Below are 23,541 nucleotides of genomic sequence, written 5' to 3'. Positions count from 1 at the left end.
AATGAAAAAGAATTCACTGGGTTTCATAGTCATACTCGCTGTTGCAGTAGTTGCTATTAGTTGGCTTTTATCAGCTGCTGTTACTCCCAAAGAAGTCAACACAGCATTAGAACCGTTCTATCAGACTCTTTCCTATATTCTCAACACTTACTATGAGAAAGATGAAATTGATTTGAATAAACTGATGGATTATGCCATAGATGGCTTGGTAAAAGGGCTTGGAGATGATTTCTCATATTACGAGAACCCCGAAAGTACTGAAGAAAAACAAATAGAACTCGAAGGGGAGTATGGTGGTCTTGGCATAGAAGTAACTTATGACAGCGAATATAAAGCTATCAAAGTCATCTCGCCGATGTATGGCACGCCCGCGTGGCGTACGGGCTTAAAGGCCGGAGACAGAATAGTGACGATAGACGATGAGCCTGTAAGTGAAATGACTTACATGGAAGCTGTCAGGAAGTTGCGAGGCCAGCCTGGAACAACCGTAAGAATAAAGGTACTCAGGGAAAATGTTGAATCTCTTTTATCTTTTGAGATAGTAAGAGAAGTAATACAGATTATCCCTGTGAAACACGCCTTTATAGAAACTTCTAAAGGTAGAATCGGTTATACACTCATAACAAGGTTTGGTGCGAAAACATCACAGGAAATGGCAGAAGCACTGGATGATATTTTTTCCAAGGGAATCAAGGGTTTAATAATCGACCTGCGAGACAACCCTGGAGGATATCTCAATAGCGCGATAGAAGTTGCAAGTTACTTCATAGACAACGGTATCATAGTGAAAACAAAAAATGCTTACGGAGTCGAAGAAGTCTATGAATCAAAGGGCAACAATTACCCAAATATACCGATGGTCGTGCTTGTAAACGGAGGCTCTGCTTCTGCAGCCGAAATACTAACGGGCGCACTGAAAGATCATCAAATAGCCAGAGTGGTTGGAACTAAGACATTTGGAAAAGGGTCTGTACAAACAGGATTTCCCCTGAATAACGGTGGAACATTGTATTTGACAACTGCCCATTACATGACCCCATCTGGAAAAGATATACATAGGATAGGAATAGAACCGGATGTCTTTGTTGAGGAAAGTACAGATGTTTCACACGAATCTGTCGTGATCGATTACACCAAGAAAATCATCGATGTCAATACGGAAGATCCGTTCATAATTAAAGGATTGGAAACTTTGCTGGAGTTGATTGAATGACATCAACGGGAATGGCTGTGACGTGCTTTCTGATATGTATTTCACTTTTTTTGTTTATCATCCTTTCTATGAACCAGGAGAAACAAATATATCAGATACAGCCGTTCCCGAACGTCGTCTTGGTGTCTCCGCTTGATTGGTTTTTAAACCAGATGAAAATAGTTGCCGAGAGAATTCTTTTATACAAAAAAGCACTCTTGACTGGAAAAAGGATCGATATTGATCTTTTATCAGATAGAACAGTATTCCGGGTAAAATCTCTGGATGCTTATCAAGGATTATTTGAAGAAGCCAGAAAGAAAGCTCCATCAGTTTTCGAAAGAAAAAAATTCTTAAAGTTTGGTGACTATGAAAAATTGATGGAAGCATCTTTTGAATTCAATGGAGTACTTTTTGTTTATAAGCCCTGTGTGACTCTTACAAATAATGGTTATATTTTATCCGAGCATATAGATGTCGCCAGAGTCATAATCTTAGCATTGAATGGCGAAGGGCCAGAAGTAAATATACTGGAGAGCAACAAAGATCTGATAAACTCACTTCTTTCAATGGTTGAGAAATACAGGATAGAGGTGGCAAGGACAGAATGAATTACTTAGTATTACTTTATTCACCAAAAAAAATTTCAAAATCGTCAGATTACAGATCAATGATAGTCCCATTTTTGCTCACAAGCACGCTGTGGTTTTCATTTTCAAAAGAAGTACACTATATCTTCCTGTGCACAAATCTTGCAATTAAATTTGTTGAGTTTAATATTCTGATCTACACTTATATAATGATCCTGTGTGGTTTAATCGCTTTTATTGAAAAAACCCCTAAAAAAGTTCTATCATTTCCCATGTTTTTCTTGCCTTATTTTTTTACACCAATTTATTTCAGAATTCTTGAACTTTTGAATTTTCCAGCTATGATGGCTTTCACAATAAGTTTTGTTCACTCTCTTTTTCTTTCGCGCAATCAATACGGTCTTTATTTGCATTTAATTCGTACATCAGCATTTATAATTGTGTTATTGGTGGTGAGACGTTGTTTCTTGGTGAGTTTATAGTCAAATATCGTATACCGATTGTACTGATATTTATTGCTGCCGCTATTTTTCTTGGCTATCTTGGTATAACGAATCTAACTATCAATTCCGACCTTGCTGGACTGGCTCCTCAGGGGAACAACTTTTACACAGAGCAGATAGATTTTCTTGCTGAAAAGTTATCTTCAAACACGCTAACTGTTATTGCTTATACTGATAACAACATTCCAAAAACAAAGGCAGCATTACAAATTTTGAAAGACAGATTCGAAAATACCGATCACATAATTGAAACTATGAAACTCGATAATCCTGAACTGTTCATCAAATATGGTTTTCTTGCGATCGATTCCACTGGATTGAAAACCGTGTCTGATACATTGAACCTCAGTGTTGAGAATATGCTTGATTTTTCTGAATGGAGAAAAGTAATAACATCTTTCTCCACTGCTCAGCAGCTGCTGGAAGAGTATATTTCTCAACAGGGAATAGATCAATATACAATGCTTTCACCCGACAATCGTGTCATGGTTATAAATTTCGTTCTGAAGGATAACATCATAGATGTTGGTAACGTGAGTAATGCTATACAGAACCTGAAAAAAATAGCCAACCAGGTAACAAAAGAAACTGGAGTGAGATTTCTTTTCACTGGAACGGCTGTGGGAGTCTATGAATCGAACGAACAGGTCAAAAAAGACTTTTTCCTAACCACTTCGATATCGTTTATAGGAATCTGCCTTTTGATTTACTTTGGTTATGGAAGCCTATGGATATTGATTTTCCTGATGATATCTATGGCAGTTGCTATGTGTATAACCCTTGGAATTGTCAAGTTATTTTCTGGTGAAATCAATATAGTCACTTCTTTCGTGAATGCAATGATATTGGGGCTTGGTATAGATTATGGAATCCACATGATCACCAAAATAACCTCTCACTCTCAATTAGGAAAAATTGAAGAAAAATCTATAGTCGCTTCTGTAAAGGAATTTTTCAGACCTGCTCTTGCTGCTTTGATGACAACTATAGGAGCTTTTTCATCTATGTTCTTCGGTCTTTCAAAACCATTCATGCAAATGAGTATTTTTTCAATTGTTGGCGTTGTTTCTTTTTTCTCAACCATGCTCTTTTTCCTTCCGGCGCTGTTGATAATTATTAAGCCAAAATTTAAGGAGAAAGGAAAAAACCGAAGATTTGATTTTTCCTTCCTTGTGGCTGGTAGGACAAGAAAAATTTTGAGGTTCATTGCTATAGGTGCAATTGTTGTGTTTTTACCACTTGGAATAATAAACTTGAAAAACTACTGGTATACCCCTTCAGGCCTGGTCTCGGAAAAATCGGAATCTTCCATAGCTTTTTCAGAGGTGAAAAAGAGTTTTCAAAAGGTTGGTTTTGGCGAAATCTGCGTAATAGCTGACAATCTTGAAGAACTCGAAAGAATCAGCAATTTGATCAAAAATTCCGGTTTCATGACCACTCCTCTTTCTATGATGAGCATTTTAGAATATGCATCGTATGAAAACATCGATAAGTTACCGAGCGTTTATTCTGATCTGTTTCAGATTGTGAACAACCCAGTTCTCACAGCAGTTTTCAAGAAAGTTGGTGTCTACCGCCAGATATTAGAAATGTTGTCAATGGCAAAAAATTCCAAAAATCTGCAGGATGTAATAAACGAACTAAAAAAAGATGTCCCCATGCTCTTTTATGAAAAAGATGGTGTTACAAAATATGTTCTCTATACCGACACAACGGAGGATTTATATAAAGAAAACAGGATTAAAAGGGTTTTCAACTTTTTCAAAGAAAACAATGTCCAATCATATGGATATCCTACAATACTTTATAGTGTGATGAACGATATGAGGGGAACTATATATTGGATAGCACTTCTGGTTTCAGCAGGTGTTCTGGTAATGCTTTTGATAGATACAAAATCATTAAAGATGAGTGCTGTAATTCTTGCTTGTGTGATGGCTGCTGTTGTGATTGCGTTCGGTATAGGGTATGTACTTGAAATTCACGCTTCTTTCATGACACTGTTGCTCATACCGATATTGGTTGGAATTGGAGTTGATGGAATGATACACATCAAACATATTTCAGAAAGCAATTCGAGAGAATTAATTTCAAGAACATTGAAATCAATAACTTTCTGTACTTTTACAACAGTTGCAGCATTTGGAAGTTTCTCGCTGGCAGAAGGGAAACTACTACAAGAATTTGGAATATTAATGGGGATAGGTTTATCTGCATCATGGTTGATAACAGTCTTTATAGCTGGTTACCTTCTTAAAGGTGGTGACCAATTTGAAGATAGCGATGTTCACTGATTCTTATTTACCACAAACTAATGGAGTGGCAACTTCAGTTTATTTATACAAACGGGCGCTTGAGCGCATGGGGCATGAAGTTTACATAGTTTCTCCAATTGGTCCAAAAGATGAAACTGTCCTGGTACTAGGAGGAATTCAGTTTAAGTGGGAAAAGAACCACATTATACCAAGCAGTGGGAGAATTTTACCCATAATCGATTTTGTTAAAAAAAAGCAAATAGATGTAATTCATAGCCATGCACCATTTGCTCTTGGTTTTCGGGCATTGATAGTCCAGAGAAGACTCTTTCTTCCACATGTCCACACCTACCATACACTACTTGTTGAATACAGACATTACATTCCCAGACCGCTCACGCCGTCGGCAAAAAGCGTGGAAGAGTTTTCTTCATGGTTTTGCAATATGACAAACCAGGTGATAGCCCCCACTGAAAAAATCAAACTCGAATTATTGAGATATGGTGTAACTAAACCCGTACATGTCGTCCCAACAGGGATTGATGTCGAATTATTTGAAAAACCAAACGACTTTGACATAAAAAAGCGACATTCTATCCAGCCAAAAGCAAAAGTACTCTTATTTGTTGGAAGGTTGGCAAAAGAGAAAAATGTCACTTTTATTCTAAGAGTTTTCAAAATTTTGCTGGAAAAAAAATACGACGTGCACCTGATAGTTGTTGGCGATGGTCCTGAGAGAAATGCATTACAACAACTGGCAAAAGACATTAAAGTCGATCACAGAGTAATTTTCACAGGATATATGCCAAGAACAGAACTCGCGAACTACTATCGACAGGCAGACCTTTTCGTTTTTGGTTCTCAAACCGAGACACAAGGATTGGTGGTGCTCGAAGCTCTTGCTGCTTCAACACCTGTCGTAGCAGTTGCTAAAATGGGCATAGCAGATGTTTTAAAAGAAGGAAAAGGGGCCCTTCTAACAAAAGAAGCCAGCACAACGGAGTTCGTTGAAAAAGTTGAACAAATCCTGAGTGATGAAAGTCTTGCGGAAAAGCTTCGTTTAGAAGGTAAGAAATATATCCTTCACTACTGGTCAATAGATTCTAAGGCAAAACTCATAGGGAAAATTTATGAAACTGCTGTTGAGGAAGGTGCTTGCTTCAGTGATTTCAAATCTAATATATGGCTTGAATTGATGGTTGAAAAAATGAGAGGAATCTCTGCTAAGATATTCGAAAGTACATCAAACGGAGGTGCGAGGCGTGCTGCCATTAAACGTGCTGTTAGGACACATCGTCGCTGACCACGCATTCACAAACAATGCGAAGATAAGGACCTATAAAGGCTCGAAACTGATCGGTCATATTCTCTGGTCAGTTCTGGCTATTCTGGCTTTTACATTCGATACACTCCTGAAATCTCCTTCAGGAATAGCACTCCTTATTGTTTTTGTATCTCTGCACGCATTTTTGGATATTGGACGAGTGAAGATGTATCAAAAAAACAAAAGAATAGTTGACCTGATAGAAGCGGCAGGTATACTTTTAGCAATAATCATAAACACTCTTTGCTTTGACACATTAAGCCAATCTTACCTAACACCAGAATTCGTTCTCTATCTCTTGGGTATGAGTGCTGTATCAGTCGGTGTTACATATCTTTTCAGAAATTTCTATCCGGCCAAGGAATTTCTACCAGATGTTGACGGTATATCAGAACGACTGGCAATTTTTATATTTCTTCTTGCTTCCAAACCACTTTTTGTTGTGATATCGATTGTTATAGCCTTTTTATATCGACTGGTGTTTGTGAAAAAGGCAGACCATACATGGTGGATAAGTCCTGCAAGCGGCATTCTAATAAGTTTGTTGTGGAAAGTGTTGCTTTACACATGATAGGTGAAAAAATAATCTGGACCGCGATTTTGCCTTCAACAAATGATTTTCTGAAAGAAAACTGGAGAACTTTATCGCATGGTACCGCAGTTGTTGCGGAGATGCAAACCAATGGAAGGGGCAGATACAATAGAAACTGGTTGTCGCCGCAGGGCGGTTTATGGTTTTCCATACTTTTCAAGCCAAGAAAATCGCTTCGTCCGGCATTTTTCACAAAAGTGTGTTCACTCTCTGTTATAAAAGCATTGCAAGCATTGAAGGTTGAAGCGAGAATAAAATGGCCAAATGATATATATATCAATGGTAAAAAACTTGCCGGTATTCTTACTGAATCTGTTTTTGATGAAAACATTCCAAAAGCCATCATAACGGGAATAGGTATAAATGTAAATAATAATATTCCACAGGAACTTTCAAACAAAGCTATTTCACTTTATCAGATAACCGGACAAATATATGATCCGAAAATAATTCTTAAAATGATCCTCAGACAAATCGATGGAATGATCAGACGATATTCGAAAAAACCAGAAATAGCAACACGCCTCTGGAAAAAGTACATGATCCAGAAAGAAGGACAGGTCATTTCTTTTATAAAAAGCAATATAATACAGAGCGGAAAGCTTTTGAAAATTCTTGAAGAATCCCTTCTCATAGAAATTGATGGAAAAAAGATTGAGATCAGCTCGTTAGAGATTCTCGATGTTTGACTGGTTGATTATTTCGTATTCAGAATCGGAGACCACTCTTACCACAATTCTCCTGAGCGGATGAATTATTGTCACAATATCGTTTGTTTTGATTTCATATGAAGCCTTTACAGCTCTGCCATTCACAAAAATTTTCTCGTGCTTTAGCATTTGTTGAGCAATCGTTCTTCTTTTTATAAGTTTTGTAGTTTTTAAATATTTATCTATTCTCATAATGCATCACCATCTTGTAGTATACTCAATAAAAAGGAGGATGCAAATGGCTTTCTACAAATATATTGCTGTCGAGAAAAGTGGAAAAAAAGTTAAGGGTGTTCTTGAAGCAGATAACGAATCGCAAATAATAGATCTTCTGAAAAAGAGGCAGTACGTGGTCCTAAATGTCCAGCAGGTTTCCTCAAGGAAGAGTCGGGAACTTCTTAATGTATCTCTGAGTGAGCTGGTAGTTTTTTCAAGGCAATTGGCCACGATGGTGGGAGCAGGTGTCAGGATAAAAGATGCCCTTTCTATACTTTCGAATCAAGTTGTTTTTTCTTCGCGATTCAGAAAAATTATAAACCACCTTGTTGTGTCCTTAGAAACCGGTTCGTCATTTTCTGAAGCTCTCAGAAACGAAGGGGTTTTTGATTCAATCTTCATCAATCTGGTCTCTGCCGGTGAAGAAGGTGGCGTACTGGATAAAACTCTTGATAAAGCCGCTGAGTTTTATGAATCTTCAAAACGACTTCAGGATGAAGTAAAATCTGCTATGGCTTATCCTATGTTTGTCTTAGTATTTGCAATTGGTGTGATATTCGTAATATCGTTTTACATACTCCCAAGATTGATAGGTGCTTTTGGAAGTATACCCTCTTCCGGAATAATAGGTTTTCTTATGGGAGTCAACAAATACCTCAGCACTCATTGGTTGAGCACCATTATAGTTCTATTGACGGTGATTCTGGGATTTGTGTTGTTCATGAAGACTAAATATGGCAATTATGCCAAGGATTTTTTTGCGGGATTGTTTCCTCCAGCAGCCAAATTGAGAAAAATGATGTCGGTTGAACGGTTTTGCAGGACTCTTTCTGTTCTGACAGGTAGTGGCGTTCTTTTGACAAAAGCTATAGAAATGTCTGCCGCAGCTTCGAATAGCCCAAAGATGGTCAAAAAAAGTAAAATAGTTAGTGAGAGAGTAAAAGAAGGGGCCAGTTTGCGGCAGGCAATGATCGAAGCAACGATTTTTCCCCAGATAGTTTACGAACTTGTGGGAACCGGCGAAGAGACAGGAAAATTGGAAGAAGTACTTGCAAAAGTTGCAGATTTTTATGAAGAACAGGTCAGAATAGGGGTTAAGAAATTGGTTTCACTGGTTGAACCAATGCTAATAGCCGGTGTAGGTGGGTTTATCGCGTTCATGGCTTTTACGATGTACAACACTATTTTCCAACTACAGCAAACTATTGGAAGGTGAAAAGATGCTGCTGAAGATGGTATTTAATCTTCTACTTGTTGCTGTATTCCTGTCAACAGTCTTACCAATAATGTCGGTAATTGACAGAATCACTCAACACATACAACCTTACTATATCAAGTGCGCCGTCTTTAAAGCTCTGGAATGGGTGCGCAGAGAAATCCCGGGGCAGGTTGTCATCAATAATACCAGTGGCACCAAAAAACTTATAATAAAGACTATACGAATAGACGAAAAAGAGACAAAAATACTGAGCCTTGATTTCAAAAATACAGTTGAGTTTAACACCAGAAACAATAACGCAATTGAACTGAGCCCGATATGTGTTTCAAATGCAGGAAGCATTGATTTAGGCAGCTGGACCATCACCTTTCCACCGGCTGTAGTGAAAGTGAATATCAGGGAAGAGAGGTGAGATTTTGCAAATCTTTCATAAAATGATCACGGCGATAGATATAACCAAAAGATATGTTGAAGTTATCCGAGGGAGAAAATCAAGAGGCGTTCTGACTTTATTAGATAAATTTTATCAGCAGGGGGAAGATACATCGAAAATTCTCGAACAACTTGCAAAAAAAGTTAATTCCGATGTTGAAGACATTGTAGCAGTAAATTTTCCAAGCGAAAACCTTCTGTTTTTCACAATTGACATACCAGGTGGGCTCAAGATGAAAGATGAAAGAGATTACACAAAAACTGAAATTTCAAGATTATTGAACCTTTCAGCTCAAGAAATTGTTGTGGAACCGATAAGAAATCCGTTAAACAAGGCTCTTGTTATAGTGGCAAAACAGCGGGATGTAAATGAAGCTATAACGAAAGTTGTCAGTGCTGGCTTTCCAGAACCCGATGTGATGCTGCCTGATATTTTTAAATATCTCGAATTAGTAGAAATCAAAAACAGTTCAATAACAACTTTAATTGTGTTAGCACCTGATTATGGTGCGATAATATTATTCATGGCTCAAACACCAATTGGTGTGAGAACATTCACATACTCAAGCTGGGAAATACTTGATATTTTGCGTGAGGAAACAGGAATCACGGCTGAGGACTTCATGAATAATCCCGCCATTCTAAAAGACAACACGAGCGCTGACTCTATAATAGAATCGGTTCTCGTAGATTTGCCTTATACCGTTGAGAGAGAAACTATATTTTTGTTAAACACTATCTTACCAGGTACTTCTATAAGAGAAATATCTAAATTCTATCTGCTTTTCGACCCGCCAATTCTTACGGAACAGAGTGTAAAAATATTCAATTCAATAGATTCGTTCCAAAACAAGATTGAAAATGTAAAATTATCTGTAAATCCAGATAAAGTTGGACTTGGTGCACTGGGAATTTTTATAAGGGGTGGTGCTGAGTTTGGAAAAAATAAACTTGTACAGACACAAAAAACAGATTCTTAAACTATCATCGTTTTTGATTCTTCTGGTATCTCTGATTTTACCTGTGATTGCTGTTAGATTTACAAGTGAGTTTTATAAACAATCTGCACTCGCCTCCTTAGAAGCACAGCATCATCAGATTCTGAGCAAGTACAATTTAGACTTGACTGTCTCTTCGCTTGAAAAACAGGTAGATGATATCGCGTCTGAAAACCGTTCCCTCTTTTTGCTTGGAAGGAAGCTGCAAAATACTATAAATCAGATAGAATCTCATCTGATCAGATATACGAATGGGACCCATCCTATAAAAGAGGTATTTAACCTCTGGAGCAAATCATCATCAAACTGGATGATGCTCTCAGAACTGAAATTTGACGGTTCAATGAAATTAACGATCTACGAATTGTACCAGAATGGTTTTTCACCAGCAGTCGATCGCATATCACAAAAATTGATCGAGCTTGGGTACACAGTAAGCAAATCTGTAGAGTACGATACTTCTATGGATTTCTTATCCAAAAGATTGACAAAAGTAACTGTTGAAGGCAGGCGATAACTGTGCCAAGAAAAATGGCAATTTTGATAGCCGTTCTTGCATTTGTGGTCTGTGCCGCGTATTTTGATATATATGATTATCTGAAATTCAACGCAGTGCTGAAAAAAGCAGATAGTGAGCTTGTGAGGCTTACTGAACTTGATAAAGACGTTTCTCTGAAAAGAGAGTATCTCCTTAAACTCGAAGCCCTGTTAAAACCAAGAATAAAGCTTGAGGAGATCGAGAACACTGTCAAGCAAGTAGGGGGGAGTTTCAAAATCGAAAAAGATGAAAGCTATTCTTTATACGGGGTATGGTCGTCTGAAACCACCAGAGCCATACTGGAAAAGATACTGGATTCTGCAAATATAAATGTAACATCTGTGAGTCTGACAAACAATTTGCAGATACCAGTGTCAATAAGCAATATGGAACAACAACCTTATATAGAGGTGAAAATGATCTTTTCGGGTGTGATGCTTAATGAGTAAGCGATTGATAGGATTGTTGATTCTGGCAACTGCTGTCTGGATAGTGGCTCTGTATTTTCTGCTCTTCTACGATAAAACGCCTCGTCAAACGGCTCAGGAATCTCAGCAGCAAATAGAACCGCTCAGAAGAAGATTGACAGATCAGCAGTTAGAAGAAATAGTGGGTTACATAAAAACGGATCTCAACAACATTGATTTTTTCGAACCATATTTGCTCAAATTCAATGTGGAAGAACTCACAACACAAATGCTTTCTTCAATGAGCAATCTTCAGGGTTATACCTTTGCTGGATATGCCAGAGGAGATAAGGAGCAATTCATATTGTTAGCGAGAGACAAAAATGTTCTTAAAGTTTCTCTTGATGATGTTCTTGATGGCAGATATTTGCCAATACACATAACCAGTTTTGCTGTTGCAGTTTTAGATTTAAGAACGGGGAGTATACTCGCAATAAGGTGAGGAGGGGTTTTTATGAAAAAGATATGGACAGTGCTGTTACTTTTGATATCAATTTTCCTATTTGCTGCCGAAATAAACAGTATATTGCCTGTTTATCAACAAAATGAGGTAATCTTTCAGATTCAATCCAGCGAACCTTTCAACAAAGCAGATATCTTCGTGGAAAAAAGTGCATCAAATGCAGTCATTTCGGTGCATTTGAAGGGAACAGAGCTTTTGAACACACCTTTTTTCCTTCCCATCGCCTATGGACCTGTTGACTCTCTGAGAGCCATCGGTACTTACCAGGGAACTTTGCTGATTTTCCAGCTTTTAATACCGGTTGATGCAAAAATAGATATTTCACAACAAACATTACAGGTTAAATTTCCTGTTTCTGAGAAACGCATAGACTTAGTCTTAACATCAGAAAGTGATTTTGAGACGGCTGTCAAATTTCTGGCGGAAGAGATGAATTTGAATGTGGTCGTATCTGATTCTGTGAAATCAATCAAAATGGCATTAAAATTGTCCGGTATTTCACCAGAAGATGCTCTGAGAAATCTTCTGATAACAGCTAAGGTTGGAGATGAACCCATTGCATACAGTTATATGCCGGATGGGACATTACATATAGGCACCAGAAACGAAATATCTTTTCGCTTTAACCAGTTCTGGGGCATTTATGATGTGAAGAATGAAGAAGTAGTTAAAAAACTCGAAACAATCCTTTCTCCGACAACCGTTATGACTTACCTGCCAAACAAAGCTGTATTGTTCGTGTATGGCAGCTTATTTGAGCAAGATTTAATATCAAAGATTCTGTCAGTAACTCCACCATCTATTACAAAAGAAATCACTATATCTGTCCCAAAAGACGATGTTTTCAAACTTCTTGATTCTCTAAGAAATATTTACAATTTTGAATATAATTCAATTGAGGGACTCAATAAAATCATCATCAAAGGCGATTCGAAAATTGTCCAAAGCGTTCTCAGCTACATAAAAGAACTTGAGACAAAGTTTCAGCAAATAAGTAAATCAACCGAGGAATCAACCCCTGTGGTCCAAACTAAAATTAAACAGTTCAAAGTTGTTTATCCAGAGGAAGCTACTGAAATTCTCTCCCAGATAGGTCTTGAAACAGTAAAAATGCCTTTTGGCGTGATAGAAGTCAAGGGATCGGATTCACAGCTAAAAATAGCTGAAAGTATTCTCAATGATTTTGGTTTTTTCAAAGCTGAATACGAGCACATTTTTATTCCAGAAAAGTTTCAAGAAAGCTTAATTTCAATACTCAGCAACATTTTTGGAATACCAGCTTCTCGATTTATCAAATCTGAGGACAACGGTATTATCGTTTTTGCCCCCGAAGATATAAGAAAAAGCGCAAGGGATATTTCAGATGATTTCGTCAAGTTTCTCATGAGTAGAAAAAAGTCGGAGATCTTTTTCCTGAATGACTACGAAGTAGCCAGCCAGGTATCTGACATTCTAAAGCAAATTTATGGAATCGAAAGCAACAGTGTTCAAAATGTACTGAAGGTGGTTGGTACAGATGAAGATCTCAATAAAGCAAGGAATTTCATTGCTACCTTTGTAAAAGACAGAACGATCAGAAGTCTTGAAGTACAACTGGATGATGATGTCTATTCTGAGTTGAAAACCCTTATGGAAAGTACACTTGATGTGAAATTTGAAGCAAACCTGAAATCGCTGCGAAGAATCCTAATAAGTTCATACAATAAAGAGGACCTTAACAAAGCAGCTGCTGAAATTAAGAAAATTACTGAAACTATCTCATCTTTAAAAATCGAGAAAGACACGAAGCTGGTTCCCGCGCTAGAAACAATCAATTTTGACGACATAAAACTGCTTCTCACAAAACTCTATGAAGTTGATGTGGAAAAAACTGACCTATTTTATATTCTCAGCGGAGAAAAAGCAAAAATCGAGCAAGCAGAGAAATTTTTATCTCAACTGAGCGGTCAATTAAGCGAAAAACCAAGTAAAGTTTACAGAATAACACAAATACCTGAAGGTTTTTCTGTACAGGAATTAGTGGAAGTCCTCAATAAATTGACAAAAGTTGAAGTTTTAACAGCAGGTCAAACTATGGTTTTATGGGCCGATAAGCAGTCTGTAGAAAATGCAGAGAAAATTTTGCAAGAGCTTATAGCAAATCTTCCAAAGGTTTCGGAAACAGAAAAAAAGATCACAGTAAAAGTAATCGAATACAGTGAAAAAGTACCTTTTGAGGAATTCACTGGCTTTTTACAATCGATTGGAAATACATCGAAACTCAGTGCCTATCCAAACCTTGGGGTTGTAGTGATATCTGGATACGAAGAAGATGTTCAGGATGCAATAAACAACTATAAAAACTTTCAGGAAATTGTTCAACAGAAATCTGAGCTTGCAAAAGTTGAGACTCAACCGGTTAAAATATCAAAAAATGAAGATGGAAGTATAGCTGTGAAGTGCAACGAAATTTCTCTCAGAGAAGTAATATCAGAAATTGCCAGAGAATTGAATATTTCAATGGTATTTATCGCTGTACCCGAAGAAAAAATAACGATGAACGTTTCCTCAATAAACTGGAAACAATTCACAGATCTGATACAAAGCCAGTATGGTTATGCCTTTTTAGAAAGCGATAATGTTACGGTCCTCATAAAACCCAGGTCCGTTACTGATACGACGACTGAAGAAAAATTTGTATATACTCTTCCCCATAATCTCGACAGAATAAAGTCACTGATCGAATTTTACGGTGGGAAAGTCTATATTGACGAATTAAATGATTTGATGGTGGTTACTGGTTTGAGTAAAAAAATGAAAGACCAGCTTGATCAGACAATTCTGCAGATTGCACAACCGCTTAAACAAATTGAAATCGAGGCAAAACTGGTGGACAGATCTCTTATAGATGAAATTACCAGGCAAAACTCTTTGAGTATTTCTTTACCCGGACAGGCTCCAGAGATAACTGTAAGCAGTACATCGCTCAGCCTTAGCACATCTGTAATAAATCTTTTTGACTATCAGAAACTCTTCTCTTATCTTTCCGGCGCATCTGTAACAGCTGTTTTTGAATTAAATAACTCAAACAATTTAGACAACTTGCTGGCAAGCCCAAGAATAGTTACAAGTAGTGGAAAAGAAGCAAGAATCCTTATTGGGGACAGAGTTCCATACCAGACTATTGATGCTGATGGTAATGTTATAGTTAATTTCCTGGATACAGGTATAGAACTGAGAATAACTCCATATGTTCGTACAGATGGCACAATTGAATTGAACATTTTTACAAAAGTTAGCAAGCCAACTTATTATCCAAATATAGACATTCCTGGCGAGAGCACGCGAGAAACAGAAACTGATGTGATACTCAAAAATGGCGATACATTGGTAATCGGCGGCTTGATGAGAGAAACAAAAGAAGAAACAAGCGCAAAAATGCCATTTCTTGGTGACTTACCCTTCATTGGACAGTTATTCAGGAGCAAAACTGAAAAGGCCGATAAGAGAGAATTACTTATTTTCATAACAGCGAGGGTGATTGAACAATGAGGAGAACCGCTGTCGCAGCAGGAAGTTTTTATCCTGCTTCTCCTGAAAGATTAAAATTTTCTATTGAAGAGGCCTTTACATCTTCGCTTGGTCCTGGGCATATTCCAGATAAACCTGATCAGCCTTTGAAAAAACATAGTTCTGTGATTGTTCCTCATGCAGGTTATATCTACAGCGGTCCCGTTGCAGCACATGCTTATGCTGAAATAAGTAAATTGGGAAAACCAGAACTTGTGGTTCTGGTTGGTCCAAATCACACAGGTTACGGACGACCCATAGGTGTTTACAATAGAGGAACCTGGGTCACTCCATTTGGAGAGCTCCATGTTTCAACAGATGCAGCCGAGATATTTCTACAGTACTGCGATGAAGCAAACGCTGATTTTAAATCACACATAAGCGAACACTCCATAGAAGTCCAATTGCCTTTTTTGCAGTATTTGTTTGACGATTTTCAAATATTACCTATCGCAGTGTTTCCCATATTCATAAAAAGTTGTGAAAAAATAGCTATAGCGCTTGACCACATTGCAGAAAATTTCCCTTCGACGTTATTTGTTTTCACAACAGATTTTAATCACTACGAAAGTGATGAAATAACCGTAAAGAAAGACCAAATGGTGATAGATAAAATTCTAACAAAAGATCCCACAGGACTTTATTCCGTAGTAGCAAAAGAGAAGGTAACAATGTGTGGTTTATCTGTCGTGACAAGTTTTCTGTTCATGAAACATTTTGGTTTACCAAGACTGCTAAAACATGCAACAAGTGGTGATGTCACTGGAGAAAGAAGTCAGGTAGTTGGCTATGCCAGTTTCATTTGCGAATCAATCTAAAAAATTCATTCAATTCAGGTAAATTGAGCAATTTACAGAAAATCACATAAATAACCATCCCAAGTAAAACGAGCAACAAAGTCAACATGTGTGACGATCCAAACAAAGATATGATCATAATAATTATTCCCATAGCACTCGAAGCAACCAAAATTTTTGCTATATGTTTCCAATCGATAGTGGGCTTTATTCTAAAGGCAAGATAGATCATTCCACAGAGTCCCGCTAATGAAGTTGCCAGAGCAATTCCAATTATATTCATAGTCAAACCGAGAACAAAATCCAGAACGCTGTTTACGATAAAAGAAATGACTGTTGCAATAAAAGGTGTTCTCATATCTTTTTTTGCATGACAAACACGCGAAAGAACGGCCATAATAGAATAAAAAGGTAACCCTATAGAATAGTAAAACAGAACCGCGCTTGTTTTGATAGTATCTTCGTATGTAAAAGCCCCATGCTGGTAAACCAGCGATATTAATCTTTCACTTAAAGCCATCAAACCTACCGCCGAAGGCACTGTTAAAAAGAGTGATAATCTAATGGATTCAGAGGTGTACTTCTTTGAGTTTTGCATCTCATTTGATATCACCGGCAAAACAACAGTAGCCATAGCAACACCAAAAACTCCAAAAGGTAATTGATAGAATCTGTTCGCATACTGCATTGCCGAAACACCGCCAGGGCCGAGTAAAGAAGCAACGTTTATATCTATCAAAACGTTAAATTCCGAAACTGTCATAGCCAGTAATGCTGGAAAAAAGAGTCTCAGAAAATCTCCTGTACCTTTGAAGGTTGGTTTGTATCTAAATCCGGATTTTCTTGCACCGGGTATCAGGCTGACAAACATTAATGCTCCTCCAACAGTAAACCCAATCGTCGGACCGAGTACTGCCGGTTCAAAAAGATCAGACATCAGGGTTCCGAGGATTACCCCAAAATTCATCAGCATAGGAGAGAGAGCAGGAATGAAAAACTTATTATGCGAATTTTGAATTGCATATAATACCGCCCAGAGAAATATAAAAACAACGAAAGGCATGCTAAAGCGAGATAATGATGATGTAAGTAGTCGGACTTCCTGCGATGCCCCGCTCGATAGTAATATCGGTACTATCTTTGGATAAATCTCTACAAAAACTGTCAGAGAAATGGTAACTATACCTATGCTCGTTATAACGGCAGAAGCAAACTCATTGCTCTTTCCACGATCGTTGTAAAGCGGTACGAAAGCCGAGGTCATAGCCCCTTCAGCAAAGGCGCGCCTGAGCAAAAAAGGAAAAGAAATGGCAATCACATATGAATCAAATTCAACTCCCGCGCCGAATTTGTGCGCAAGAAGTACATCTCTAATCAAACCGGTTACGCGGGATATTAGAGTAGCCAAGGAGAAAAGAATCCCGTATTGAAATATCTGCGGCATTTTATTTATTTCTTCTCTCTATGTAAGTTTTCAAACCTGAAGTCAAAATTGCAACTGCATCCCTCAGTTGTTCGCGTTCCAGAACATACGCTATTCTGATCTCACTCATCCCCGTAGATGGTGTTACATAAAATCCACTGAGAGGTGCCACCATTGTCGTTTTTCCTTCAACCTCATACTCCGTCAACATAAATTTCACAAAATCTTCAGAATTGTCGATTGGAAGTTTCACCGAAATATAAAAAGCCCCGTGAGGTTTCTTGAAGACTGCTCCATCAATGCGCTGAAGTTCTTCGTAAACAACATCTCTTCTCATTTCATACTCTTTTCTCATTTGTGAATAATACAAATCGTCAAGCGTCAGAAGACCAATAGTACCGTATTGAGATGTCATAGCAGGACAGAGTCTCGCCTGAGCCAGTTTCATAGCTGCTTGATATATATCTTTATTCTTGGTAATAAATGTACCAATCCGCGCGCCGCAGGCACTATATCTTTTAGAAATACTGTCAACAACTATGACTTTGTCAGAAATATTAGAAAAACTCATCATAGATATGGCCCTAAAACCATCAAAAGTGAATTCTCTATAAACCTCGTCTGAAATCACAAACAAATCTCTCTTCAAAGCAACTTCAGCAATAACTTCAAGTTGTTTTTCATCGTAAACAGCCCCCGTAGGATTGCAGGGATTGGAAAAAATGATTGCTTTAGTCCTGTGACTGATTTTCTCCAGAAAATCACCCATCTTTGGTATTTGATATCCATCCTCCGGGCGAGTTCTAACTGGAACAAGATTGATACCAAGTTGAGCAGCAAATCCAGCGTAATTGGCATAGAACGGCTCCAGAACAAGTATTTCATCTCCCGGATCCGCCACGACTGTCATAGCGAACAGGACAGCTTCACTTCCACCATTGGTAACGATGATTTCATCCGGGAAAACATCTATATCGAATCTGGCGTAATATTTTGTAAAAGCCTCCCTCAGTGGCAGAAGACCTGCTGAGTGTGTATAAGCTACAATCTGGGGTCTGTGTTTTTCCTCATACTGAAAATAAATTGAAGGTGTTGGTATATCAGGTTGACCTATGTTTAAATAATAGATTTTTTTACCTTTTTTTACAGCTTCCTCGGCAAATGGCACTAATTTTCTTATGGGACTCGCCGGCGCCTTTTTTGATCTTTCCGAAATTCTCATCAATCTCGCCTCCAGGCTTCAAATATATAAAATTTCAGATATTCTGTCTCTGGCACTCCAAGTAAAATAGGATGATCCTCAGGTTGACCACCTCTGTAAGCAATCCTTAAATTAACCTTGCAATCACTCGCCACCGATTGCATAACTCTTTCAAAATCAAAAGCAGACAGTATTTGCGTACACGAGGAACTCACCAGCAGACCAGGTTTTTTCAAGAGCTTGATTGCACGAAGATTAACCTCTTTATGGCCACGTTCTGCTGACTCTTTTGCAGAGGATGTTTTTGCAAAAGACGGAGGATCAAGTACAATGAGATCGTATTGCTCTGTGAGCGATGTTTCTCTTTTCAACCAATCGAACGCATTGGCACATATCAGATCGTATCGTCCTTCAAAACCATTCAATTTCATCAATTGATCAGCTATTTGCAACGATCTCTGAGAATAATCAATCAATTTTACATGCTTGGCACCATATTTCAACAGATGCAAGGCAAAGTTCCCTGTGTAAGAAAAAACATCTACGCACTTTTTGCCTTCAGCGTATGGAAAAAGAGCCCTGGCATTTAATCTCTGATCCAGGAAAGCCCCTGTTTTTTGGCCTTTGAGATCAGATGCCAGAGTAAGGCCATTTGATCTGTAATAAATTATTTCCGGACCATTTCCATAAATCCAGCCACTTCGTTTTTCCAGGCCTTCTTTTAATCGTGCAGGTGAATCCGATTTTTCGTAGATACCTGACACCTCTACCTGCTGTAATAGGATTTTCACTGAGAGTTCTTTCAATTTCTCCATGCCAAGTGTGTTTATTTGAATAACAAGGTAAGGTCCGAATTTATCAACAATTAAACCTGCAAGCCAATCAGATTCGCTGTAAATAAGCCTGCAAGCTTGTTCATACTTTAGAAGGAAACGGCGTCTGTGAATAGCCTGCTCTATTCTGCTCTGCAAAATCTGTTCAATTGTTTTTGGCTCGAATGTTAGAATGCGAACAGTTATTTTTGATTTCGTATTTATATAACCACGGGCAAAGAATTGACCGCTTTTCAAAAATACGTCCACAATCTGACCGTCTTCGAAATCACCCTTGATAGTCATTATCTCGTTTTTGTATATCCATGGATGGTGATTTCTTTTAAATTTATTCAATATTACCTGAGCGCTAATCTTTTTTCACCCTTTCATACAAATGCCTCAGCAATTTTTCATCAAAAATACCTCTTGTCCATTGATTGTGAGCAGCCTGTTTGGCTCTATTTACCCACGATTCAAGCTCTTCGTCTGTTATTTGAACTGACACCTTCAGACCAACTGATGCGATAAATTCACCAATATCTGTGAAAATCTTTTTAATTGTTGCAATCTTTTCAGGAATTTCTTTTTCAGCTTGGTTAACTATTGAATCAAGAAACAGCGCTGTAGCGTCACCATGCCTTATACCCTTGAAAGTACTCAAAGGATATCCCAAAACATGGGCAAGAGTCGTGCTGGTCTGGCTTATGACCATTCCGGCCAAGCAGGATGCACACGCCATATTTTCCCTGGCGCCTAAATCTTCAGGATTTTCCAGAGCCTTTGGTAAATTTTCCTTTATCAATTCCATTGCCCGCACTGCGTACAGATCAGAAACAGGTGTGGCTCGTTTCGAGACAAACCCCTCTACAGCATGGCACAGTGCATCCAGACCAGTTGATCTGGTCAGAGAAGCATTCATACTTATTGTATAAATCGGATCGATCAAGGCGAGCGCAGGAAAAATAGAAAGATGAGCAAACCCTTTTTTATAACCACTATCATCCGTCAATACTGAGTACTGCGTCACCTCACTTCCCGTACCGGAAGTAGTAGGAATTGCACATATTGGAAGTGATTGTTCGTATTTTGATGCGTTGTAAAGATCTTCCACGTTCATATCTTTGTTTTTTAAAAGCACCGCTATGGCCTTTGCAGAATCAAGCGGGCTACCACCACCAAGACCTATTATGAAATCGAAATTACGATCTCGAAGCGAATACACTGCTTCACGTATAAGAGAGTATGTTGGATTTTCTTCAATTTTATCGTAGATTTCATAATAAACACCAGCAGATTGAAGAGATTTTTCTAAATCTTGCAAAGATCCATTCTTTTTAGATGAATGCTTTCCGGTAATTATCAGAGCTTTCGATCCAAAATTCTTGAACAAATCAATGTTTTTTTCCAGTACATTCTTTGAAAAAATTACCTTTGTGGGCATAAAATATTGCCACATTCAGATCACCTCCTAAGAACTAAACCCTTTCTCTTTTACTCGTTGTTTTTGAGAAATAAGATGAGCAATTCTCGTAGGTTCAGGCAACCTGTAACCGACACAACACGATAAAACAAGCTCGATAGCAGACTGAACATCACATTTGTGACCGGGAGAAACAAAAACCGGTTTACAGTTGTTTTTAGTTCTGATAACAGCACCTATTATCTCGCTTTCGTCGTAAATGAACTCGTACTCTCCTTTATGTTTCCCCGGCTGTTTGTATGTTCCATAAAGATGGGACTTTGCCACTCCAATAGTTGGCAGGTTAATAAACAACCCCATGTGAGCCGCTATACCTATTCGACGGGGATGAGCAATGCCTTGCCCGTCAAACATAACTACATCTGGTCTTATTTTCAATTTTTCCCACGCTCTCAGAAAAACTGGTCCTTCACGAAAAGCAAGCAGGCCTGGTATATATGGAAATGAAATATTTGACACTTCAGTTACATAATCAACAATTTTCAGAGTTGGGAAATTCAAAACAACTATCACTGCACATCCTTGATCTTCTTTTGGAAAAGACAGATCAACTCCTGCTACCAAATCAACTTTTTTTATCGAAGATCTTTCCAGAAGTTCGACAAGTTTTTTCTGTTCTTCAATAGCCTCTTTTGGCGACAGATTCCATTTATGAAGTTCTTTCACCTGACCACCACCACAAGCGCATCGAATGGAAAACTCGGATAAATCCTGCTATCTGACATTTTTTTAATAATGCCTAAATATTCATCCATGCCGCTTGTTAGCGAAATTATCTTAACATCAAAAGTAATTTCCGGATAAACAGCCTCAACAACCTTCGTAATTTCCGTTTTCATAGCTTTGTTAAGAACAAAAACAGTATTTTTTGAATAATTGACGCCTATATCTTCCCAGACAATTTGATGTGGTAAAAACCCCACTTTGGAATTCCACAGTTCTTCCAAGCGAACCAGAAATCCCCTTGTTTTATTTGTTGAGCAATTGATTATAAGGATTTTTGGTATTTTTACATCCTCAGATAAATTCTGAGTAATAATTGAATTTCTATAACTTTCCAATTTCTGCGAATCGATAATTACATTTCCATCACTATCCAGTTTATACGGAAATGACAAAAAACTCATGTTCATTTTTTTCTTCAGCCTGGAAAACAAATATGCCATTTCTCCCATACCAACATCTGTGGTTACATTCCTGTATACATGAGAAAATATCGAGACCATTTTTGCCAAATCGAGAGTTCTTGCCCTGTCAATCAATTTAAGCAGGACTTCTTTTTGTCTCTCTATTCTTGATATATCTCCCATCGAACCACGTCTGTATCTTATGTAAGCAAGCAATTGCTCACCATTCATGAGATATGTTCCTGGTTGAAAATCGATATTCAAATTCTGAACAGAATCAACGTATTTCATAGGTTCCTGGATCTGTATCTCGATCGGTCCCAGACTATCTCCTAAAAACTTGAAAACATCATAATCAATAACCGCATACCCGTGTATTTCAAGATTCAGGAGATCTGAGACCGTATCTTTCAATCCAGATATGCCGGTTTTTTCGTATTTTGCATTTATCTTACCATCTCCAATAAGCAGATCTCGTGGTATATTGGTTAAAAGAACATTTCCTTTCTCATGGTCTATGATAACAACCATTATTACATCAGTTCTAACAGTCCTTTCAATCACAGCATCTGTCCCAACCACAAGCAAACAGTAAGGATTTACCTCTATTTTTTTGAAAAACAAATCTGTTAAAATTCTCTGGGAGAAGAAAATTGCAAACAAGAGAAAGCTCAAGCTCATAACCACAGCCACGATCAAAAGTATGAAGGTTGGTTTTCTCAGAATCTGCACCTCCAGAGATAATTTTATCACCTGGCGTTGTACAATGTCTAATTGTGGAGTGAAAATATGTTCTGGGTTAAGATACTTGTTTTTATAATAATCAGTATACTTCTTGTAAAAATAGCAAAAAAACCTGTATCTTCTGAAAAAAACATTCGTGAGTCACTTATAAACTCTGGCTGGAAGTGCTGTGCAGGTGTTAAATCCGGTAAAACGTGGATAGGTCTTTACAGAAAATCTTTTCAAAAAAAGATAGTTTTGATATGTGAAAATTCGCTGAATTTTGCAGATGTTAAAAAAGCTGTTGTAATGGCTCTCTTATCAAATACCAGGTTAATAAAGCTTTACTGCTCCGAAATTACTCCGCATGCTCAAAAAGCCTTGAATAAATTGTCCAAGACAAAAAAATTACACCGAATAAAATTTGTTCAGGAGGAAAGATTCCTTTGATTTTAATATGGATAACACTGATTTTGCTTTTGTGCCTTTTGCTATTATATGCTTTTAAAAGAAGAAAAAAATCGACCATTTTGAAAGAAAAGTGGAAAACTGGCTTCAGCGATGGGTGGGAATTCGAAAAGTTCATCGCTGAGGTATTTAAAAATGCAGGATATCGATCAACCTTAACAAAGGGTTCTCATGATTTTGGAGCAGATTTAATAATCAAAAAAAGGAAAGTTTCGTATGCTATTCAGATTAAATATTATTCTAATCCTATTACATTGAAAGCTCTTGAAGAGGCACTTGTAGCCGCTGCCATCTACGGAGTAGATAGAATAGGCGTAGTAACAAATGGAGAAATACCACAATCATTGAAGAAATTCGCACAAGAAATAGAGAAAAAAACTTTTGTCAAAAAAGTTATATTGATTGGAAAAAACGATATTGAAAGCATGTTGAATGGCAAGAAAACATTTCTGTGAGGTG

24 protein-coding genes are annotated in these 23,541 nt (G+C 37.8%); 17 read left to right on the top strand and 7 right to left on the bottom strand.

What is annotated here, in order from left to right; genetic code table 11:
• Window position 1: 1 nt before the first annotated feature.
• Genes TEL01S_RS02530 through TEL01S_RS02500 form a run of 7 tightly spaced genes read left to right on the top strand, consistent with a single transcriptional unit; the run spans window position 2 to window position 7,145 of the window.
• Entirely contained in the window at window positions 2-1,213 is a 1,212-nt protein-coding gene (locus TEL01S_RS02530) for a S41 family peptidase (protein ID WP_012002560.1), read from the top strand.
• Window positions 1,210-1,803 (top strand): hypothetical protein, encoded by a 594-nt coding sequence (locus TEL01S_RS02525; protein WP_028843405.1) that lies wholly within the window; start codon window positions 1,210-1,212, stop codon window positions 1,801-1,803. Before TEL01S_RS02530 ends, TEL01S_RS02525 begins: the two co-directional genes overlap by 4 nt.
• Window positions 1,800-2,264 carry a hypothetical protein gene (locus TEL01S_RS02520; protein WP_012002558.1) on the top strand — a complete coding sequence of 155 codons (465 nt, stop codon included), beginning with the start codon at window positions 1,800-1,802 and terminating at the stop codon, window positions 2,262-2,264. The genes TEL01S_RS02525 and TEL01S_RS02520 overlap by 4 nt, the downstream gene beginning before the upstream one ends.
• Window positions 2,243-4,579 (top strand): efflux RND transporter permease subunit, encoded by a 2,337-nt coding sequence (locus tag TEL01S_RS02515; RefSeq protein ID WP_028843406.1) that lies wholly within the window; start codon window positions 2,243-2,245, stop codon window positions 4,577-4,579. The genes TEL01S_RS02520 and TEL01S_RS02515 overlap by 22 nt, the downstream gene beginning before the upstream one ends.
• A complete protein-coding gene (locus tag TEL01S_RS02510; protein WP_028843407.1) occupies window positions 4,557-5,843 on the top strand; it encodes a glycosyltransferase family 4 protein in 1,287 nt (428 codons plus the stop codon). The genes TEL01S_RS02515 and TEL01S_RS02510 overlap by 23 nt, the downstream gene beginning before the upstream one ends.
• On the top strand, window positions 5,803-6,435 hold the full coding sequence (locus tag TEL01S_RS02505; RefSeq protein WP_012002555.1) for a hypothetical protein: 633 nt from the start codon (window positions 5,803-5,805) through the stop codon (window positions 6,433-6,435). Before TEL01S_RS02510 ends, TEL01S_RS02505 begins: the two co-directional genes overlap by 41 nt.
• Window positions 6,432-7,145 carry a biotin--[acetyl-CoA-carboxylase] ligase gene (locus TEL01S_RS02500; RefSeq protein WP_012002554.1) on the top strand — a complete coding sequence of 238 codons (714 nt, stop codon included), beginning with the start codon at window positions 6,432-6,434 and terminating at the stop codon, window positions 7,143-7,145. The genes TEL01S_RS02505 and TEL01S_RS02500 overlap by 4 nt, the downstream gene beginning before the upstream one ends.
• Here the strand turns inward: TEL01S_RS02500 and TEL01S_RS02495 are convergent.
• Complete coding sequence (locus tag TEL01S_RS02495) at window positions 7,125-7,358, bottom strand: S4 domain-containing protein (protein WP_012002553.1); 234 nt, start codon at window positions 7,356-7,358, stop codon at window positions 7,125-7,127. The two genes, TEL01S_RS02500 and TEL01S_RS02495, sit on opposite strands and share 21 nt — an antisense overlap.
• Window positions 7,359-7,404: 46 nt before the next feature.
• On the opposite strand from TEL01S_RS02495, the gene TEL01S_RS02490 reads away from it, so the two are divergent.
• Genes TEL01S_RS02490 through amrB form a run of 8 tightly spaced genes read left to right on the top strand, consistent with a single transcriptional unit; the run spans window position 7,405 to window position 15,866 of the window.
• Window positions 7,405-8,598: a type II secretion system F family protein gene (locus tag TEL01S_RS02490; protein ID WP_012002552.1), complete on the top strand. Its 1,194-nt coding sequence runs from the start codon at window positions 7,405-7,407 to the stop codon at window positions 8,596-8,598.
• Window positions 8,599-8,602: 4 nt separating this feature from the next.
• Window positions 8,603-9,013: a hypothetical protein gene (locus tag TEL01S_RS02485; protein WP_012002551.1), complete on the top strand. Its 411-nt coding sequence runs from the start codon at window positions 8,603-8,605 to the stop codon at window positions 9,011-9,013.
• A 4-nt stretch (window positions 9,014-9,017) separates the two neighbouring features.
• Window positions 9,018-10,013, top strand: a complete 996-nt coding sequence (locus TEL01S_RS02480; protein ID WP_012002550.1) for a hypothetical protein — start codon at window positions 9,018-9,020, stop codon at window positions 10,011-10,013.
• The gene (locus TEL01S_RS02475) at window positions 9,970-10,548 is read left to right on the top strand and encodes a hypothetical protein (protein ID WP_028843408.1); all 579 of its coding nucleotides are present in this window, start codon (window positions 9,970-9,972) and stop codon (window positions 10,546-10,548) included. The genes TEL01S_RS02480 and TEL01S_RS02475 overlap by 44 nt, the downstream gene beginning before the upstream one ends.
• Before the next feature lie 2 nt (window positions 10,549-10,550).
• A complete protein-coding gene (locus tag TEL01S_RS02470) occupies window positions 10,551-11,018 on the top strand; it encodes a hypothetical protein (RefSeq protein WP_012002548.1) in 468 nt (155 codons plus the stop codon).
• On the top strand, window positions 11,011-11,478 hold the full coding sequence (locus TEL01S_RS02465) for a hypothetical protein (RefSeq protein ID WP_028843409.1): 468 nt from the start codon (window positions 11,011-11,013) through the stop codon (window positions 11,476-11,478). Before TEL01S_RS02470 ends, TEL01S_RS02465 begins: the two co-directional genes overlap by 8 nt.
• A gap of 12 nt (window positions 11,479-11,490) precedes the next feature.
• Window positions 11,491-15,030 carry a type II secretion system protein GspD gene (locus TEL01S_RS10660; protein WP_012002546.1) on the top strand — a complete coding sequence of 1,180 codons (3,540 nt, stop codon included), beginning with the start codon at window positions 11,491-11,493 and terminating at the stop codon, window positions 15,028-15,030.
• Entirely contained in the window at window positions 15,027-15,866 is an 840-nt protein-coding gene (gene amrB / locus TEL01S_RS02455) for an AmmeMemoRadiSam system protein B (RefSeq protein ID WP_012002545.1), read from the top strand. The genes TEL01S_RS10660 and amrB overlap by 4 nt, the downstream gene beginning before the upstream one ends.
• Here amrB and murJ read toward each other — a convergent pair.
• Genes murJ through TEL01S_RS02425 form a run of 6 tightly spaced genes read right to left on the bottom strand, consistent with a single transcriptional unit; the run spans window position 15,847 to window position 22,566 of the window.
• Complete coding sequence (murJ, locus tag TEL01S_RS02450) at window positions 15,847-17,289, bottom strand: murein biosynthesis integral membrane protein MurJ (protein WP_012002544.1); 1,443 nt, start codon at window positions 17,287-17,289, stop codon at window positions 15,847-15,849. The genes amrB and murJ overlap by 20 nt on opposite strands.
• A 1-nt stretch (window position 17,290) precedes the next feature.
• Entirely contained in the window at window positions 17,291-18,490 is a 1,200-nt protein-coding gene (locus TEL01S_RS02445; protein WP_012002543.1) for a pyridoxal phosphate-dependent aminotransferase, read from the bottom strand.
• A complete protein-coding gene (locus TEL01S_RS02440) occupies window positions 18,490-19,638 on the bottom strand; it encodes a class I SAM-dependent rRNA methyltransferase (protein ID WP_012002542.1) in 1,149 nt (382 codons plus the stop codon). The genes TEL01S_RS02445 and TEL01S_RS02440 overlap by 1 nt, the downstream gene beginning before the upstream one ends.
• Window positions 19,639-19,651: 13 nt before the next feature.
• Window positions 19,652-20,740, bottom strand: a complete 1,089-nt coding sequence (locus TEL01S_RS02435) for an iron-containing alcohol dehydrogenase family protein (RefSeq protein WP_012002541.1) — start codon at window positions 20,738-20,740, stop codon at window positions 19,652-19,654.
• A gap of 12 nt (window positions 20,741-20,752) precedes the next feature.
• Window positions 20,753-21,430, bottom strand: a complete 678-nt coding sequence (gene nfi, locus TEL01S_RS02430) for an endonuclease V (RefSeq protein ID WP_012002540.1) — start codon at window positions 21,428-21,430, stop codon at window positions 20,753-20,755.
• Window positions 21,427-22,566, bottom strand: coding sequence for an LCP family protein (locus tag TEL01S_RS02425; protein WP_161632316.1), 1,140 nt, complete (start codon window positions 22,564-22,566; stop codon window positions 21,427-21,429). The genes nfi and TEL01S_RS02425 overlap by 4 nt, the downstream gene beginning before the upstream one ends.
• A 114-nt stretch (window positions 22,567-22,680) precedes the next feature.
• On the opposite strand from TEL01S_RS02425, the gene TEL01S_RS02420 reads away from it, so the two are divergent.
• On the top strand, window positions 22,681-23,064 hold the full coding sequence (locus TEL01S_RS02420) for a hypothetical protein (protein ID WP_012002538.1): 384 nt from the start codon (window positions 22,681-22,683) through the stop codon (window positions 23,062-23,064).
• Window positions 23,061-23,537, top strand: a complete 477-nt coding sequence (locus TEL01S_RS02415; RefSeq protein WP_012002537.1) for a restriction endonuclease — start codon at window positions 23,061-23,063, stop codon at window positions 23,535-23,537. Before TEL01S_RS02420 ends, TEL01S_RS02415 begins: the two co-directional genes overlap by 4 nt.
• Window positions 23,538-23,541 lie beyond the last annotated feature (4 nt).

The organism is Pseudothermotoga elfii DSM 9442 = NBRC 107921 (genome assembly GCF_000504085.1).
In the GTDB taxonomy this organism is placed as follows: Bacteria; Thermotogota; Thermotogae; order Thermotogales; family DSM-5069; genus Pseudothermotoga_B; species Pseudothermotoga_B elfii.
Note: the sequence above shows the minus strand (reverse complement) of the source record. Positions and strands in the feature narration are given on the sequence as shown.

Bases quoted from the DNA above. Each gene is read 5' to 3' on its own strand.
- TEL01S_RS02530 (WP_012002560.1), top strand. From the start codon at position 2: ATGAAAAAGAATTCACTGGGTTTCATAGTCATACTCGCTGTTGCAGTA.
- TEL01S_RS02525 (WP_028843405.1), top strand. From the start codon at position 1,210: ATGACATCAACGGGAATGGCTGTGACGTGCTTTCTGATATGTATTTCA.
- TEL01S_RS02520 (WP_012002558.1), top strand. From the start codon at position 1,800: ATGAATTACTTAGTATTACTTTATTCACCAAAAAAAATTTCAAAATCG.
- TEL01S_RS02500 (WP_012002554.1), top strand. From the start codon at position 6,432: ATGATAGGTGAAAAAATAATCTGGACCGCGATTTTGCCTTCAACAAAT.
- TEL01S_RS02495 (WP_012002553.1), bottom strand. From the start codon at position 7,358: ATGAGAATAGATAAATATTTAAAAACTACAAAACTTATAAAAAGAAGA.
- TEL01S_RS02490 (WP_012002552.1), top strand. From the start codon at position 7,405: ATGGCTTTCTACAAATATATTGCTGTCGAGAAAAGTGGAAAAAAAGTT.
- TEL01S_RS02485 (WP_012002551.1), top strand. From the start codon at position 8,603: ATGCTGCTGAAGATGGTATTTAATCTTCTACTTGTTGCTGTATTCCTG.
- TEL01S_RS02465 (WP_028843409.1), top strand. From the start codon at position 11,011: ATGAGTAAGCGATTGATAGGATTGTTGATTCTGGCAACTGCTGTCTGG.
- TEL01S_RS10660 (WP_012002546.1), top strand. From the start codon at position 11,491: ATGAAAAAGATATGGACAGTGCTGTTACTTTTGATATCAATTTTCCTA.
- amrB (WP_012002545.1), top strand. From the start codon at position 15,027: ATGAGGAGAACCGCTGTCGCAGCAGGAAGTTTTTATCCTGCTTCTCCT.
- murJ (WP_012002544.1), bottom strand. From the start codon at position 17,289: ATGCCGCAGATATTTCAATACGGGATTCTTTTCTCCTTGGCTACTCTA.
- TEL01S_RS02445 (WP_012002543.1), bottom strand. From the start codon at position 18,490: ATGAGAATTTCGGAAAGATCAAAAAAGGCGCCGGCGAGTCCCATAAGA.
- TEL01S_RS02435 (WP_012002541.1), bottom strand. From the start codon at position 20,740: ATGTGGCAATATTTTATGCCCACAAAGGTAATTTTTTCAAAGAATGTA.
- TEL01S_RS02420 (WP_012002538.1), top strand. From the start codon at position 22,681: ATGTTCTGGGTTAAGATACTTGTTTTTATAATAATCAGTATACTTCTT.